The 15,636-nt window shown below is 73.0% G+C and carries 15 protein-coding genes; 7 read left to right on the top strand and 8 right to left on the bottom strand.

Going from position 1 to position 15,636, the window contains the following annotated elements; genetic code table 11:
• Positions 1-106: 106 nt before the first annotated feature.
• Positions 107-1,417, bottom strand: a complete 1,311-nt coding sequence (gene paaK / locus IE241_RS24165; protein WP_190023924.1) for a phenylacetate--CoA ligase PaaK — start codon at positions 1,415-1,417, stop codon at positions 107-109.
• 133 nt (positions 1,418-1,550) lie between these two features.
• Positions 1,551-3,209 carry an acyl-CoA synthetase gene (locus IE241_RS24170; protein ID WP_190023925.1) on the bottom strand — a complete coding sequence of 553 codons (1,659 nt, stop codon included), beginning with the start codon at positions 3,207-3,209 and terminating at the stop codon, positions 1,551-1,553.
• Between the two features lie 218 nt (positions 3,210-3,427).
• Between IE241_RS24170 and IE241_RS24175 the strand changes: the two genes are divergently transcribed.
• The 5 genes from IE241_RS24175 (at position 3,428) to IE241_RS24195 (ending at position 7,826) form a co-directional block, all read left to right on the top strand.
• Positions 3,428-4,231: a crotonase/enoyl-CoA hydratase family protein gene (locus tag IE241_RS24175; protein ID WP_190023926.1), complete on the top strand. Its 804-nt coding sequence runs from the start codon at positions 3,428-3,430 to the stop codon at positions 4,229-4,231.
• Positions 4,232-4,279: 48 nt separating this feature from the next.
• Complete coding sequence (locus IE241_RS24180) at positions 4,280-5,260, top strand: Zn-ribbon domain-containing OB-fold protein (RefSeq protein ID WP_190023927.1); 981 nt, start codon at positions 4,280-4,282, stop codon at positions 5,258-5,260.
• Positions 5,257-6,330: a thiolase family protein gene (locus IE241_RS24185; protein ID WP_229899727.1), complete on the top strand. Its 1,074-nt coding sequence runs from the start codon at positions 5,257-5,259 to the stop codon at positions 6,328-6,330. The genes IE241_RS24180 and IE241_RS24185 overlap by 4 nt, the downstream gene beginning before the upstream one ends.
• Positions 6,327-7,493: a thiolase family protein gene (locus IE241_RS24190; protein WP_190023929.1), complete on the top strand. Its 1,167-nt coding sequence runs from the start codon at positions 6,327-6,329 to the stop codon at positions 7,491-7,493. Before IE241_RS24185 ends, IE241_RS24190 begins: the two co-directional genes overlap by 4 nt.
• Before the next feature lie 99 nt (positions 7,494-7,592).
• Positions 7,593-7,826: a DUF397 domain-containing protein gene (locus IE241_RS24195; protein ID WP_030364278.1), complete on the top strand. Its 234-nt coding sequence runs from the start codon at positions 7,593-7,595 to the stop codon at positions 7,824-7,826.
• A gap of 7 nt (positions 7,827-7,833) precedes the next feature.
• Here the strand turns inward: IE241_RS24195 and IE241_RS24200 are convergent, their stop codons facing one another.
• The 4 genes from IE241_RS24200 to IE241_RS24210 all read right to left on the bottom strand — a co-directional run bounded on the left by IE241_RS24200 (position 7,834) and on the right by IE241_RS24210 (position 10,547).
• Positions 7,834-8,850, bottom strand: a complete 1,017-nt coding sequence (locus IE241_RS24200; protein WP_190023930.1) for an isopenicillin N synthase family dioxygenase — start codon at positions 8,848-8,850, stop codon at positions 7,834-7,836.
• Between the two features lie 170 nt (positions 8,851-9,020).
• Complete coding sequence (locus tag IE241_RS35020; protein ID WP_353620260.1) at positions 9,021-9,095, bottom strand: putative leader peptide; 75 nt, start codon at positions 9,093-9,095, stop codon at positions 9,021-9,023.
• 219 nt (positions 9,096-9,314) lie between these two features.
• Complete coding sequence (locus tag IE241_RS24205; RefSeq protein WP_229899729.1) at positions 9,315-9,767, bottom strand: rodlin; 453 nt, start codon at positions 9,765-9,767, stop codon at positions 9,315-9,317.
• A 300-nt stretch (positions 9,768-10,067) separates the two neighbouring features.
• Complete coding sequence (locus IE241_RS24210) at positions 10,068-10,547, bottom strand: DUF1453 family protein (protein WP_190023931.1); 480 nt, start codon at positions 10,545-10,547, stop codon at positions 10,068-10,070.
• Between the two features lie 73 nt (positions 10,548-10,620).
• Between IE241_RS24210 and IE241_RS24215 the strand changes: the two genes are divergently transcribed.
• The gene (locus IE241_RS24215) at positions 10,621-11,238 is read left to right on the top strand and encodes a TetR/AcrR family transcriptional regulator (protein WP_190023932.1); all 618 of its coding nucleotides are present in this window, start codon (positions 10,621-10,623) and stop codon (positions 11,236-11,238) included.
• A 128-nt stretch (positions 11,239-11,366) separates the two neighbouring features.
• Entirely contained in the window at positions 11,367-11,864 is a 498-nt protein-coding gene (locus tag IE241_RS24220; RefSeq protein WP_190023933.1) for a hypothetical protein, read from the top strand.
• Between the two features lie 104 nt (positions 11,865-11,968).
• Here the strand turns inward: IE241_RS24220 and IE241_RS24225 are convergent, their stop codons facing one another.
• The gene (locus tag IE241_RS24225) at positions 11,969-13,978 is read right to left on the bottom strand and encodes an N-acetylmuramoyl-L-alanine amidase (protein ID WP_190023934.1); all 2,010 of its coding nucleotides are present in this window, start codon (positions 13,976-13,978) and stop codon (positions 11,969-11,971) included.
• Between the two features lie 250 nt (positions 13,979-14,228).
• On the bottom strand, positions 14,229-15,335 hold the full coding sequence (locus IE241_RS24230) for an aminoglycoside phosphotransferase family protein (protein ID WP_190023935.1): 1,107 nt from the start codon (positions 15,333-15,335) through the stop codon (positions 14,229-14,231).
• Positions 15,336-15,636 lie beyond the last annotated feature (301 nt).

A 15,636-nucleotide genomic window follows, 5' to 3' on the forward strand; every position in this document is an offset into this window, starting at 1 on the left:
CTGCCGGGCCGCCAGGACGCGGCAGCCGGCAGGTGCCGGGGCGCCGTTGCCCGGATCCGCCCGGGCGGGATCCGGCGTGCCCGGGCCCGCTGCCCGCCGGAGGGCGTCACCGCTTTCCCCTCTCGTCCACGATGCGCTTCAGCTTGCCCACCGACCGCTCCAGCGTCCCGCCGTCGACCACCTCGACGGTCACCGTGACGCCGATGCCCTCCTTCACTTGCCGCGCCACCTCGCCGGAGGCGGCCCCGCGCTGCTCCGGCGTCGCCTCCGGGCGGGCCTCGGCCCGCACGGTGAGGTGGTCCATCCTGCCCTCGCGGGTGAGGCGCAGCTGGAAGTGCGGGGCGAGGCCCGGCGTCCGCAGCACGATCTCCTCGATCTGCGCGGGGAAGAGGTTGACGCCCCGCAGGATGATCATGTCGTCGCTGCGCCCGGTGATCCGCTCCATCCGGCGGAAGGCGGGACGGGCGGTGCCGGGCAGGAGCCGGGTGAGGTCGCGGGTGCGGTAGCGCACGACGGGCATGGCCTCCTTGGTGAGGGAGGTGAGGACCAGCTCGCCGTGGCTGCCCTCGGGCAGCACCTCGCCCGTGACCGGGTCGACGATCTCCGGGTAGAAGTGGTCCTCCCAGATGTGCAGGCCGTCCTTGGTCTCGGCGCACTCCTGGGCGACGCCGGGACCGATGATCTCCGAGAGGCCGTATATGTCGACGGCGTCGATGGCGAAGCGCTCCTCGATCTCCCGGCGCATCTCCTCCGTCCAGGGCTCGGCGCCGAAGATGCCGGTGGTCAGCGACGTGCTGCGCGGGTCGACGCCCTGGCGCTCGAACTCGTCGAGCAGGGTGAGCATGTAGGTGGGCGTCACCATGATGATCTGTGGCTGCAGGTCCTGGATGAGCCGGACCTGGCGCGCGGTCATGCCGCCGGAGGCGGGGATCACCGTGCAGCCGAGCCGCTCGGCGCCGTAGTGCGCTCCGAGACCGCCGGTGAACAGCCCGTAGCCGTAGGCCACGTGGATCCTGTCGCCGGGCCGGCCGCCGGCGGCGCGGATGGAGCGGGCGACGACCTCGGCCCACGTGTCCAGATCCCGGTCGGTGTAGCCGACGACGGTGGGCGTGCCGGTGGTCCCGCTGGAGGCGTGCAGGCGCCGGATCCGGGTATCGGGCACGGCGAACATGCCGAAGGGGTAGTGCTCCCGGAGATCGGCCTTGGTGGTGAACGGGAGGCGGGCGAGGTCGGCGAGGGTGCGGCAGTCGTCGGGCCGTATGCCCGCGGCGTCGAAGGAGCGCCGGTAGAAGGGCACGTTCTCGTAGGCGTGCCGCAAGGTGGCCCGCAGCCGCTCCAGCTGCAGTGCCGTCAGCTCTTCGCGCGTCATCCGCTCGGCTGCGTCCCGGGGAACCAACCGATCGTTCGGTCGTTGCATGGGCTTAAGTATCCAGAGGCGCCGCCGGGCGTCAAGAGGGATGCCGGGCCCTGTGGAAAAGCGGTGCCGGGCGAACCGGTCACATAAAGCGGCTGCGCGAGCTCCGGTCGCATGAACCGGCCGCGCGAACCGGTCACCCGCCGTCCTCCGCCACCGCCCGCGCCCACCGGTAGTCGGCCTTCCCGCTCGGAGACCTGCGTATCCGCTCCGTGAAGACCACGCTGCGCGGCACCTTGTAGCCCGCCAGCCGCGCCCGGCAGTGCGCCTGCAGCCCGTCCAGGGTCAGGGGCCCCGCCCCCGCGCGCGGCTGGACGACGGCGGCGACGCGCTGTCCCCACCGCTCGTCCGGAATGCCCGCGACCAGCACGTCGTACACGTCCGGATGGGCCTTGAGCGCCTGTTCGACCTCCTCCGGGTACACCTTCTCGCCGCCGGTGTTGATGCACTGCGAGCCCCGCCCCAGCACGGTGATCTCGCCGTCCGCGCCGGCCCGCGCCATGTCGCCGAGCAGCACCCACCGTTCGCCCCCCGCCCGGAAGAACGTCGCCTCGGTCCGGGCGGGGTCGTTGTAGTAGCCGAGCGGTACGTGGCCGCGCTGGGCGACGCGTCCCTCCTCGCCGGGCGCGACGGGTTCGTGCGTGACCGGGTCGACTACGGCCGTGCGGTCGTTGACGCGCAGCCGCAAGCCGCCGCCCGCGCCGCCCCAAGCCGCGCCCTCCCCGCCCCCGCTCGCGCCCGCCCCGTCCGTCGCGGTGCCGTTGAATCCCGATTCCGAGGAGCCGAAGTTGTTCAGCAGCGCCACGTGCGGCAGCAGCGCCGTGAACTGCTCCCGCACGGTGGCGGAGAGGACCGCGCCCGAACTGCTGACGCTGAACAGCGACGAGCAGCCGGTGCCCCGCATCGGCCCGGCCAGCGCGTCCACCAGGGGGCGCAGCATCGCGTCACCGACCAGCGAGATACAGGTGACCTTCTCCTTCGCGACGGTGCGCAGCACCTCCTCGGGGGCGAACTTCCGGTGCAGCACGGCCTTCTGGCCGTAGTCGAAGGCGATGAGCGCGGTGAGCGTGGACGTGCCGTGCATCAGCGGCGCGGTGGGGAAGAAGACCAGGCCCTCGCCCCCGTCCGCGACGCGCGCGGCCAGCTCCCGTGGGTCTTTGACCGGCTCGCCCGTGGGCGCTCCTCCGCCGAGGCCGGAGAAGAACAGGTCCTCCTGCCGCCACATCACGCCCTTGGGCAGGCCCGTCGTGCCGCCGGTGTAGATGATGACCTGATCGTCCCCCGAGCGCGGCCCGAAGCCGCGCAGGGGCGACCCCGAGGCCTCGGCCTCCGTGAAGGGGACGGGCGTGAGGGCGGGTTCGGGCGCCCCGTGCGGTGGCGTGCCGGCCCGCACGAGGTGGCGCAGCAGCTGCGTACGGGGCAGCGCCGCCGCCACCCGGCCGGTGAAGGCGGCGTCGAAGACCAGCGCCACGAGGTCGGCGTCGCGGTAGAGGTAGGCCAGCTCGTCCTCGACGTAGCGGTAGTTGACGTTGACGGGCACCGCCCGGATCTTCAGGCAGGCCCAGAACGTCTGCAGGTACTCGACGCCGTTGTAAAGGTGCAGGCCGACGTGGTCGCCGGGCCGGATCCCGCTGTCGCGCAGGTGGTGCGCGAGCCGGTTGGCCGCCGCGTCGAGCTGCGCGTACGTCAGCCGTCGCTCGGCACCGCTCCCGGGGAGGTCCGCGTGGACCAGGGCCTCCCGGCCGGGCACCGCGTCCACGACCGACTCGAAGAGATCGGCGAGGTTGTAGTCCACGTCTCCTCCTGCCCGGCGGAACGGCGACTCGGTGGAACGGCGGCCCCGGGTGAAGGGCGACTCCGGGGCGAACGGCGGCCGCGCGCCCATTAGAGCGCCGCGCGCCGCAGGGAGGAAGGGAGGGCGCCCCAAAAATCTGACGGGATGTCAGAAAAGCCTTGTACCCCGGACACGCCTCCTGCACCCTGTTCTGGTCGTCGGGACGGGAGGGGCAACCCATGAGCGGCACCGAACACCTCACGGTCGAACGCATCGGCGCCACGCTGGTGCTCACCCTCAACCGGCCGGAAGCGAAGAACGCCCTGTCGCTGCCGATGCTGGCCGGGCTCCACGACGGCTGGCTGGAGGCCGACGAAGACGACGCCGTCCGCTCCGTCGTCCTCACCGGCGCGGGCGGGGCCTTCTGCTCCGGCATGGACCTCAAGGCCCTGCACGGGCCGGGCCCCGCGGGCGACGACCCGTGCCGCGCCCGGTTCAAGGCCGACCCCGACCTGCACTGGAAGGCCATGCTCCGCCACTACCGGCCGCGCAAACCGGTCATCGCCGCGGTCGAGGGGCCCTGCGTCGCGGGCGGCACCGAGATCCTCCAGGGCACCGACATCCGCATCGCCGGGGAGAGCGCCGTCTTCGGCCTCTTCGAGGTGCGCCGCGGCCTCTTCCCCGTCGGCGGCTCCACCGTCCGCCTCCCGCGCCAGATCCCGCGCACCCACGCCCTGGAGATGCTGCTCACCGGCCGCCCCTACACAGCGGCCGAGGCCGAGCGCATCGGCCTCATCGGTCACGTCGTCCCCGACGGCACCGCCCTGGAACGGGCGCTGGAGACCGCCGGGCTGATCAACGCCAACGGCCCGCTGGCCGTCGAGGCCGTCAAGGCCTGCGTCCACGACTCCGCCGGCCTCGCCGAAGCCGACGGCCTCGCCCTCGAACTCGAACGGGGCCGGCCCGTCCTCGCCAGCTCCGACGCGAAAGAGGGCACCCGGGCCTTCGCCGAGAAGCGCCCCGCCGTCTACCGGCGCGCCTGAAGGGAGCATCGCCGTGCCGGAAGATCCTCACCTGAAGGGAGCACCGCCGTGCCGGAGATCCTCACCGCGCCCCTGACCGTCTCCTTCCCCTTCACCCGCTCCCTCGGCCCCGTGCAGAGCGCCTTCCTCACCGGCCTGCGCGAGCGCACGGTCCTCGGCGTACGCACCCGCGACGGGCGCATCCTCGTCCCGCCCGTCGAGTACGACCCCGTCACCGCCGAGGAGATCCGCGACCTGGCCGAGGTCGCCCCCACCGGCACCGTCACCACCTGGGCCTGGAACCCCGCCCCCCGGCCCGGCCAGCCCCTGCGCACGCCCTTCGCCTGGGTCCTGGTGCGCCTCGACGGCGCCGACACCGCCCTGCTGCACGTCCTCGACGCCCCCGGGCCCCACGCCGTACGCACCGGCATGCGCGTCCGCATCCGCTGGGCACCCGAGCGCACCGGCGCGATCACCGACATCGGCTGCTTCGAACCGTACGACCCGCACGAGGACGACGGCGGGGACGGCGGGGACGGCGGGGACGGCCCGCGGACACCCGCCCCGCACCACGGCACCTTCGACGACCCCGTCACCGGCATCGTCGCCCCCGCCCGGCTCGACTACACCTATACGCCCGGCCGGGCCCAGAGCCGCCACCTCGCCGCCCTCGCCGGGCGGAGGATCACCGGCGAACGCTGCCCCTCCTGCAGCAAGGTCCACGTCCCGCCCCGCGGCGCCTGCCCCACCTGCGGCGTGGCCGCGACCGAGCAGGTCGAGGTCGGCCCGCGCGGCACCGTCACCACCTTCTGCATCGTCAACATCAAGGCCAAGGGCGCCGGCATCGAGGTCCCCTACGTCTACGCCCACATCGCCCTGGACGGAGCCGACCTCGCCCTCCACGGGCGCATCGGCGGCATCCCGTACGACGAGGTGCGCATGGGCCTGCGCGTCGAGCCCGTATGGACCGCGGACGGCCGCCACCCCGACCACTACCGGCCCACCGGGGAACCCGACGCCGCCTACGACACCTACAAGGAGCTGCTGTGAAGCCCGGCGGCGCGGGCGGCGCCCGCCGCACGGCCCCCCGCGACGTCGCCATCGTCGCCTTCGCGCGCAGCGACCACCGGGGCGCCGCCGAGGGGCTGTCCGAGACGGAGATGCTGCTGCCCGTCCTGCACGCGGCGCTGGAGCAGGCCGGACTCGCCCCCGGCGAGGCGGACTTCACCTGCTCCGGGTCGAGCGACTACCTCGCCGGCCGCCCCTTCTCCTTCACCCAGACCCTCGACGGCGTCGGCGCCTGGCCGCCCGTCGCCGAGTCCCACGTGGAGGCGGACGGCGCCTGGGCGCTTTTCGAGGCCTGGGTGAAGATCCTCACCGGCCGGGCCGACACCGCCCTCGTCTACGCCCATGGCAAGCCCTCCGCCGGCCCCCTGCGGGACGTCCTCACCCGCCAGCTCGACCCCTACTACGTCGCCCCTCTGTGGCCCGACTCCGTCTCGCTGGCCGCCCTCCAGGCCCAGGCCCTCATCGACGCCGGCCACACCGATGAGGAGGCCCTGGCCGTCCTCGCCCGCCGGGGCGGCGACGATGCGCCCGCCGGCGAGTACGTCGTACGGCCCCTGCGCGCGGGCGACTGCCCGGCCGTCACCGACGGCGCGGCCGCCGTCGTGCTCGCCGCCGCGGACACCGCGCGCCGCATGTGCGCCCGGCCCGCCTGGATCCGCGGCATCGACCACCGCATCGAGGCCCAGGCCCTGGGCCTGCGGGACCTCACCGACTCGCCGTCCACCCGCCTCGCGGCCGAACGCGCCGGAGCCTTCCGCGCCCCCGTCGACACGGCCGAACTCCACGCCCCTTTCACCTCGCAGGAAGTCGTCCTGCGCCGGGCGCTGCGCCTGGACGACACCGTCGCCGTCAACCCCTCCGGCGGCGCCCACGCCGCCGACCCCGTCATGGCCACCGGCCTGATCCGCCTCGGCGAGGCGGCCGCCCGCATCCACCGGGGGGCCTCCGACCGGGCCCTGGCCCACGCCACGTCCGGGCCCTGCCTGCAGCACAACCTCGTCGCCGTACTGGAAGGCGAGACCGAGGGCGAGACCAAAGGGGAGGCCAGGTGAGCAAGGAACCCGTGGCCGTCGTCGGCATCGGCCAGACCAAGCACGCGGCGGCCCGCCGGGACGTCTCCCTGGCCGGGCTCGTCCGCGAGGCCGCCGTGCGGGCCCTGGAGGACGCGGGGCTGTCGTGGGCGGACACCGACGCCGTCGTCGTCGGCAAGGCCCCCGACTTCTTCGAGGGCGTGATGATGCCCGAGCTCTACCTCGCCGACGCCCTCGGAGCCGTCGGCAAGCCCGTCCTGCGGGTGCACACCGCCGGGTCGGTCGGCGGCTCCACGGCCCTCGTCGCCGCCGACCTCGTCGCGGCCCGCGTCCACCGGACCGTGCTCGCCGTGGCCTTCGAGAAGCAGTCCGAGTCCAACGCCATGTGGGGCCTGTCCCTGCCCGTGCCCTTCCAGCAGCCCCTGCTGGCCGGCGCCGGGGGATTCTTCGCCCCGCACGTACGGGCCTACATGCGCCGCAGCGGCGCCCCCGCCGCCGTGGGCTCGCTCGTCGCCTACAAGGACCGCCGCAATGCCCTGAAGAACCCGTGGGCCCACCTGCACGAGCACGGCCTCACCCTGGAGCGGGTGCAGTCCTCGCCCATGCTGTGGGACCCGGTTCGCTACTCCGAGACCTGTCCCTCCTCCGACGGCGCCTGCGCGATGGTCCTCACCGACCGCACGGGTGCCGCCCGCGCCCCGCACCCGCCCGCCTGGGTGCACGGCGGCGCCATGCGCAGCGAACCCACGCTCTTCGCCGGCAAGGACTTCGTCTCGCCGCGCGCCGGCCGCGACTGCGCCGCCGAGGTCTACCGGCAGGCGGGCGTCACCGACCCGCGGCGCGAGATCGACGCCGCCGAACTGTACGTGCCCTTCAGCTGGTACGAGCCGATGTGGCTGGAGAACCTCGGCTTCGCCGCCGAGGGCGAGGGCTGGAAGCTCACCGCCTCCGGGGCCACGGAGCTGGACGGCGAACTGCCGGTCAACCCCTCGGGCGGCGTCCTGTCCACCAACCCCATCGGCGCCTCCGGCCTCATCCGCTTCGCCGAAGCCGCCCTCCAGGTGCGGGGGAGGGCGGGTGAGCACCAGGTCGACGGCGCCCGCAAGGCGCTCGGCCACGCCTACGGAGGGGGCGCGCAGTTCTTCTCCATGTGGGTGGTCGGCCACGAACCCCCCACCACCTGAAGGAGCGCACGGCGGAGCGTTCGCCGCCGTGCGGCCTGTGCGGCGCACGCCGCGCTCGCTAGGGTGGGCGCGGGACGACGACCGGGAGGAGCTTCAGCAGTGGCAGAGAGCACGACTGAACGACCGGCGGGCGCCATCGTGCCCGAGCTCGACCTCGGCAACGCCGCCTGGCTGCCGGGCAGCCAGGGGACCGGCGATGTCCAGATCGCCTTCGTGGAGGGCTTCATCGCCATGCGCAACGGACGTGATCCGGGTCCCGCAGTGGTGTTCTCGCCCGCGGAGTGGCGCGCCTTCGTACGCGGCGCCCGCGAGGGCGAGTTCGACCTCACCTGACGGGCAATCAGCCCACGGGCGTGCCCTCCGTCAGCAGAGCGGCGTGGTGGCGGCGGGCCACCTGCGGGTGGGCGCGCAGCCAGCCCTTGATCTCGTTGCGGCCGTACTCCGCGAACAGCGGGTTGCGGTCGTCCTGGGTGACGCCCGGAGCCCGGTCGGCGTGTGCGAAGGGCACCGGCTCGATGCGGGCGTCCAGGCGCGGGTTGTAGAAGAACGGGACGGAGAAGCGCTCGCGGGTGCCGGCCGGGCTGACCACGCGGTGGTTGGTCGCCTTCAGGTAGCCGTTCGTGGCCACCTCCAGCAGCTCGCCGAGGTTGATGACGAACGCGCCCGGCACCGGCGGCACGTCGATGAACGACCCGTCGGCCGCCTCCACTTGGAGACCGCCGACCTCGTCCTGCAGCAGCAGGGTCAGGAAGCCGTAGTCCTTGTGGGCGCCGACGCCCTGGCCGGCGCCGTCCGGGGCGCTGCCGGGGTAGCGAACCAGCTTCAGGTGCAGGTGGGGACGGTCGGCGAAGGCCTTGTCGTAGAAGTCCTCGGGGGCGCCGATCGCGGCCAGCAGCTCGTGCAGCAGCCGCTCGGCCACCGCGCTCAGCCGGTCGATCCAGCGCAGGGCGGCCGTACGCAGCTCCGGCAGGGCCGCGGGCCACTGGTTCGGGCCCTCCAGCCACCAGTAGCCGGGCTCGTCCGCGCCCGGCACCCGCGCCTCGCGCTCGGCGCCTATGTCCAGCTGGTCGCGCCAGTCCCGGCTGCCGCCCGTCCGCTCGTCGCCGATGCGGGTGTAGCCGCGGAAGTGCGGGGAGTTGAGGTTGCTGACGGACAGCCGGTCGGCCTCGGGGAGAGCGAAGAACGCGCGCATGGTGCGCCACAGGTCGGCGGTCTCGGTCTCGGTGACGCCGTGGCCGGTGAGGTGGAAGAAGCCCACGTCGCGGGCGGCCGAGTGCAGCTCCTCGTGGAAGCGGGCACGGGCCTCCGGACCGGCGGAGGCGGCGGAGAGGTCGAGGACGGGAAGCTTGTTGCTCATGAGGGTTGTCCACAGCGTGAGGGCCCGGGATTTTCCGTACGGCGGTGCGCCGGACGGCCGCTCCGTCGTCGCGGGTACGCGGGCAGGGCGGAGCGGGACCGGGAAACGGCAGGAAAAGTAAGAAGGAAAAGCAGGCCTCGGCCCGTGGAGAGGGCTGGGCGGGAAGAAGATCAGCCGTAGCGGCGACAGGACATGCTCGTGACGCGGAGGAGGTCCACGTGGCGGCGTTTGACGAGCATAGTCACGCGGTCATCGTATACGACCGGGCGGGGAACCGGCGTCCGGCCCTCTGACCTGCACGTTCCGGGCAGGGGCCGACGAGGCGCCGGCAAGGGGCCGGCAAGGGGCGGCAGGGTTCGGAAGCGGGGCGGAAGGGTTCGTAAGGGCCCCGGGACAGGGGAATCCCCCTGTCCCGGGGCCCGTGCACCCGAGACAGGGGGAGATCCGTCCGACCGAGACGCCGGTCAGTGGCCGCCGAAGCCGGGGTGGCCGCCGTTGAGGCCGTGCAGGCCGGGGTGGCCGCCGCCCTTGTTGCCCGAGCCGTTGCCCGAGATGATCGGGATCTCGTCGAGGATGTGCGACAGCGGGTCGTCGCCGTCGCTGATCGTCGAGTTGTCGGTGCACTGCTGCTGTTGCTGCGAGGAGAGGATCGGGACGTCCTGGACGTTGATCGGCACCGCGCCGACGAGCCCCTGGAGACCGATCTTCCCGATGCCCAGGCACGGCTTGTTGAGAGTGCCCTGGATCAGGCTCATCTGCGGGCTTTCCTTGCCGCCGGTCTTCGTGTTGCCGTAACCGGTGTGCGAAGCGTTGCCGTTGGCGACGTCCTGATCGTTGCCGATCGCCATCGCCGGGCCGGCGATGGTGCCGACAGCGGTAGCTGTCATGGCGGCCGTCGTGAGTACCTTCTTGAGCACGGTCTGTGCCTTTCGATCGATTAACTGCCTCTCACAGACAGGGAAGCGATCTGAGTAACTCGGTCCCATAACGGAAGTTTCGGGAATTCACCCATTCGCTCCAGAGTAAGGGTTTCCATAAATGAGAGCCCCGTTTGCGCCTGGTAGCGTGCCGCCGCGGCGGTGTCCTCGGCCGTCGGTCCGCCCGGACAGCGCCCCCACAAGCTGCGTCCGGGCGGGCTTTTGGCCGCGGTTCCGCAGGGGAGGCCCGGCCCGCCCGGGACGCCCGCGACGCCCGGCCCGCCCGGGGCGCCCGCGACGTCAGCGCCGCGGGCGTTCCGGGGCGAAGGGCACCCCGCTCATCAAGCCCCGTGCGCCGATGACCAGCGCTTCACCGAGGAAGCTCACGCCGATGTTCAGCTGCATCGGCCGGGCGTCCTCGGACACGCCCGCGTGGGTGGCGAGCAGACCGAAACCGCCCGTGATCACCAGGGAACCCACGAGGACCAGGAACGTCCGGCCCGTGTAGCGCTGCCAGAGCGCCCCGGCCTTCTCGGAGAGGTGCACGGTGGCCCCGCGCACGGCGCCGAGCCCGCACCCCAGGAGGGCGCCCGGGATCACCCAGGCGAGATCCGTCCCCGTCAGGCCCTCCGCCTTCACCAGCGAGGCGACGCCGATGCCGGTGAGGACGACCGGCGTGATCAGCAGGTCGCGGGCGTTGAGCGGTTCCCCCTTCAGTCGCTTGATCACCACGACGATCACCACCGCGGCGATGATCGCCCCCAGCAGCCAGCCGTTCACGCGGCACTCCCTCCATTTTTTGGCACGGCCGTGCCAAAAAAGGATGGTAGCTCGCCCGTGCTATAAAGCCAACATGCCGAAGATCGTCGACCCCGGGGCCCGCCGCAGGGCCGTCGCCGAAGCCGTCCTGCGCGTCGTGAGCCGGAGCGGCCTGGAGGCCGCCTCCCTGCGCAACGTCGCCGAGGAGGCCGGCCTCGCCATCGGATCCGTGCGCCACTACTTCAGCGACCACGACGAAATGATGATCTTCGCGATGGGGGAGCTGACCGGCCGCATCGAGACCCGTGTCCGCGCCCACGCCGACCGGATCCTCGACCCCGCCCACGCGGCCGAGCGCCGCAGCCTCGCGGAGGACCTCCTCGCCGAATTCCTCCCCCTCGACCGGGAGCGCCACGAAGAGGCGGTCCTGTGGATCGCCTTCGCCACCGCGGCCCGCACCCGGCCGGGACTGCTGCCCCGCGCCCGGCAGTTGCAGGACGGGATGCTCGGCGTCGTGACCCGCGTCCTGCACCGCAGCCGGGAGGCCGGCGGTCTGCCCGCCGGCCTGGACATCGCCACGGAGAGCCTGCGGCTGTCCGCCCTGCTCGACGGCCTCACCCTCCAGGCCGTGCTCCAGCCCGGCACCCTCACCCCGGACGTCCTCCGGCAGGTGCTGCGCAGCCACATGGACAGCCTGCGCGCCGCCGCCTGAGCACCTCACCCGCCCCGCCCGCCCCTTCGCTCGCCTGCTGCGCAGCCCCGTCCCGCAGGGCGCGCAGAGAGCCGTGCCGAAGCTCTCCCCGGCGCCGCGTCACGGGCCCGGGCACGTACGATGTGGGCATGTCCTTCCTCCGCCGCCGCAGCGCCACGCCCACCGGGCCGGACTTCGACGTCCTGGCCATGGACCCGGGGGACTGGCCGGGCGATCTCGGGGCCGGGCTGCTGCCCGCGCCCGACGGCAGCTGCCAGGGTGTCTTCCTGCGCTACGACCTCTTCGGCGGGCGCGGCCCGGCGATGATCATCGGCAATATGCCCGAGGGCTCCCCGGTGCGCGAGCTCGACGAGGGCCAGGTGCCCTTCGAGGTCACGCAGCTCCTCCTGGCGCTCGGCAACGACGAGCCGGTGGAGGTGCTGGAGACCGAGGACATCCCGGTCATGCACGAGGACAATCTGCTGATCGTCCGGCGCATCAAGTGCTCCGAAGGCCGCATCTCCTGCACCCAGTTCGACCGCAGCGACGGCGTCCTCGTCACCATCGCCAGCTGGGACCGGCCCATCACCGACGAGCTCTACCAGCTCCTCAAGCCGCTGCCCGCCGAGATGTTCCAGACGGCCTGACGCCGCGCTCCTCCCGGAGCCCGCGCACCATCCACCGCACACCCGCACGCACCGGAGCCCGGCACGGCAGACGCCGTACCGGGCTCCGTCGCCATGCGCCGGGGCTACTGGTTCGAGGGCCGTACGCGCACGTCCTCGGCCTTCACGAAGGCCACCCGGTGCCCGAACTGGATCTCGTAGTACGCATCCTTGCCCTTGACCACCTTGTGGCCCGCGGGATCGAAGGTCTTCGCCCACAGATACTCGCTCCGCACCCGCGGCCCGGCGACGTAGGACTGGCCGGCGCGCAGCTTGTACGGCAGCGGCGCCAGGGCCTGCACCGGGACGCCCGCGGGATACGCCTCCTGCTCCGGATAGGCGCGCCCGTAGACCGCGACCTCCTCCAGCCCCTCCTTCGGGGTGACCACCGAGCCGAACGCGTTGACGGCGGTCGGCTGCGACCACGGGTTGCGGAACCACGCCTGCCGGCCCAGGTACCAGATCGCCGTCCAGGAGCCCTTGCGCCCCGCCACCGCGAACTGCTGCCCCGTCGAGGCGCGCGCACCCGTGTCATTGACGTCGATCGTGCTCGCACTGCCGTCCGGGCGCAGCCCGGCGTCCTTCACCAGCGGTGACCTCTCGTTCGGCGCGGTGTGCAGCCGCACGGCACCCGAGCCGTGCGGTGCACAGGGCTTGGCCGGGCTCGTGCAGCCGGTGTACGCGGGCTCGTGGGCCTCGTAGTCGGGAAGGATCGTGACCATGCCGCCGGACGGGCCGCCCGTGGGCTGGAACGGCCTGCCCATCAGGTCGAAGTAGTGCGCCCAGTCCCAGTACGGGCCGGGGTCGGTGTGCATGCCCTTGATCGTCGACGGGGTCGTGCCGGGGACGTTGTCGTGGCCGAGGATGTGCCGGCGGTCCAGGGGGATCTTCAGCTGCTGCGCCAGATGCCGCACCAGACGGGCCGACGTGCGGTACATCTCCTCCGTGTACCAGGCGTCCGGCTGGGCCAGGAAGCCCTCGTGCTCGATGCCGACCGACTTGGCGTTCACGTACCAGTTGCCCGCGTGCCAGGCCACGTCCTTGGTGCGCACGTGCTGGGCGATGTGCCCGTCCGCGGAGCGCACGGTGTAGTTCCACGAGACGTAGGCCGGGTCCTTGATCAGCTTGATCGTCGTCTCCCAGGACCCCTCGGTGTCGTGGATGACGATGAACTCGGTCTTCTGGGAGGCCGGGCGGCCCGCCAGATCGTGATTGCCGTAGTTGTCGCCCGACAGCTTCTCGTACGGCGCGGGGATCGCTTCACAGGCCACCGTCCTCGGGCACTCGGTCCCCTCCTCCGGGGCGTTCGAGAGGCCCAGGCGCCGCACCTGATCGGTACGCCCCGCGAGGCGCGGGCTGCGCGGCAGGGCGACCCGCTGGCCGGAGTCGGTGGTGCGCCGCTCGCCCGTGCGCATCACGTCGAAGACGTCACGGGCGAAGGCGGCGGCCGTCGCCGCGTCCGACGCGCCCGGATAGCCCGCCACCGCGCCGTACCAGTCGGCGGGATCCTGGCTCAGGGGCAGGCCCAGCCGCTTCTGGGCGGCCGCGAGCAGTGCGGCACCGCCCTTGACGTTCGCCGCGGGATCCCGGCGCAGTGCCTCGCGTGACAGACCGGAGGCCTGCGCGGCCCGCTCCAGCGTGCGCAGCCGGGCGGGGACCTCGCCCGCCGGAAGGGCGGTCGGCCGGTCGGCCCGGGGGAGCGGGCGTGCGCCGTCGCCCCGCGGGTCCTCACGGCCGTCGCTGTGGTGCGGGGCCTCGGCCAAGGCGTGGGCGGCATCGGTGAGGTGCATGGGGCCGTAGCCGCCGGTGACGCTCGGCGCGCCGCCGTGGGCGTCCCAGCGTGACTGCAGATAGGAGACCCCCAGCAGCACGCTCTGCGGGACGCGATACTCACGGGAGGCCTCGGCGAAGGCCCGCTGCAGGGCGCCGGAGGGCGGCCGCTGAACCGTGGCCGTCGCCGCCTGGGGCGCAAGCGGCAGCAACAGGGCGGCCGAAGCCAGGACTCCGGCCGCCCGGAACGCGGCCTGTCTTCTCCTCGGGGGTCTGCTCGGGGGTCTGAGGGGGGCGTTCCACGGTCGGGGAGCGGATCCTCGCAATGCAGCCTCCTCGGGGCGGGCCGTGCCACGCGCGGCAATGGTCGGGGCGCGATCGGGCGTGCGGGACCGGACGTAACCAGAGGTAGCCCCTGGCGGACGTTCCGTCAATCATGCTGTGGCGATGCATGTTGCCCACGGCTGCTGCCGCGCCTCTGCCGTCACGGCACCTTCCCTCCGGGAAAGGCAGAGACACGCCGCGCAGTGTGCGCGGCGTGTCGCGGAAGGGGTGACGAGGGAGCGAGGGGTGGGGTCAGCGGGTGCCGACCGCGGCCCGGACGGCGCGCCTGGCGAGCGCGCAGTCGTCGTGCAGGCGGCGCAGCAGCAGCCGCTGCTCCTCGCCCGACTCGGCCGCGCCGGGCGCCGTCGGGGCGGGCTCCTGCATCGCATGCTGCACGGCCGTCTCACAGGTACGGATCTCGCGGGTCAGCACCAGCATGAGATTCACCAGGAAGGCGTCACGCTGCACCGTGCCGGCCTGCTGGGCGACCTGGCTGATGTGACGGCGTGCCACGGGGGCGTCGCCGAGGACCGTCCACAGCGTGGCGAGGTCGTAGCCCGGGAGATACCAGCCCGCCTGGTCCCAGTCCACCAGCACGGGGCCGGTGGGGGCCAGGAGGATGTTGGAGAGCTGGGCGTCACCGTGGCAGAACTGGCCCTGGACGTGGGCCAGCCCGTGCAGCAGCTTCTGCAGATCGCCCATGTCGCGGTCGGTCAGCAGGCCCAGCTCGTGGTAGCGCGCGATGCGCCTGCCGTAGTCCAGCGGCATGTCGAACATGCCCGCCGGCGGCCGCCAGAGGTTGACCCTGCAGATCGCGCCGAGCGCGGCTCGCACATCCGCACGGGGCGGCGCCTCCGAAGGATGCCGCTGCAGGGCCGCGGGACGCCCGGGCATGCGCTCGATCACCAGCGTGCAGTTGTCGGGGTCCGCGGCGATGAGCCGTGGCACCCGCACCGGCGGACGGTGGCGGACGAACGCACGGTATGTAGCTATTTCGTGCCGGAACCGCTCGGTCCAGGCCGGTGAGGGGTCCAGTAAACACTTGGCCACTGCTGTGGTGCGGCCCGTGGAGCCGACCAGCAGGACCGAGCGCCCGCTGCGGCGCAGGACCTGGACGGCGTTGAACTCCGGGCAGATGCGCTGCACGGCGGCGATCACCGAACGCAATTGGGTGCCCTGAGGGCCGGACAAGTCGATTCTCCCGCTGAGCGGTTGCCCCCCCAGCCCCGGGGTCCGCCGGGCCCGTCCGCCCCCGAAGGCAGCCCCCGCGGCGTGGGAGGGATCGAGGTACGGCCCGCCGCCGGCGTGGGGAGGGCGGAGCCGGGGCGGGGCGGACACGGAGGACGAGGCTGCATACATGAGCGGAACGGATCCCTTCGTGTGCCGACGAGTTGCCGCGCTCCCCCGGTCCCCGGGCCGGTGTGCACCCTGGGGAATGCACGTGGTCCGCGGCCGGTCCCCCTCCGGACGGCCCTTTCGGGCGCCCTTGAGCGGTACCGGCCGGTTCCCTGCCCACTGCTGGGCCGGCTGCCGGTGACCGGGGTGGCGCGTTCCTACATCACACCCGCCCGCGGGTGGCACACCATGTGGCGGACCCTGGCGAACCCTGGCGAATACTCGCTTGGCCCATGACGGACCGCTACCTTCAAGTCAGCCGAGA

It is taken from the genome of Streptomyces hiroshimensis (assembly GCF_014650335.1).
Lineage (GTDB): Bacteria > Actinomycetota > Actinomycetes > Streptomycetales > Streptomycetaceae > Streptomyces > Streptomyces hiroshimensis.

Bases quoted from the DNA above. Each gene is read 5' to 3' on its own strand.
- paaK (WP_190023924.1), bottom strand. From the start codon at position 1,417: ATGCAACGACCGAACGATCGGTTGGTTCCCCGGGACGCAGCCGAGCGG.
- IE241_RS24175 (WP_190023926.1), top strand. From the start codon at position 3,428: ATGAGCGGCACCGAACACCTCACGGTCGAACGCATCGGCGCCACGCTG.
- IE241_RS24200 (WP_190023930.1), bottom strand. From the start codon at position 8,850: ATGAGCAACAAGCTTCCCGTCCTCGACCTCTCCGCCGCCTCCGCCGGT.
- IE241_RS24220 (WP_190023933.1), top strand. From the start codon at position 11,367: ATGTCCTTCCTCCGCCGCCGCAGCGCCACGCCCACCGGGCCGGACTTC.
- IE241_RS24230 (WP_190023935.1), bottom strand. From the start codon at position 15,335: ATGTATGCAGCCTCGTCCTCCGTGTCCGCCCCGCCCCGGCTCCGCCCT.
- IE241_RS24215 (WP_190023932.1), top strand. From the start codon at position 10,621: ATGCCGAAGATCGTCGACCCCGGGGCCCGCCGCAGGGCCGTCGCCGAA.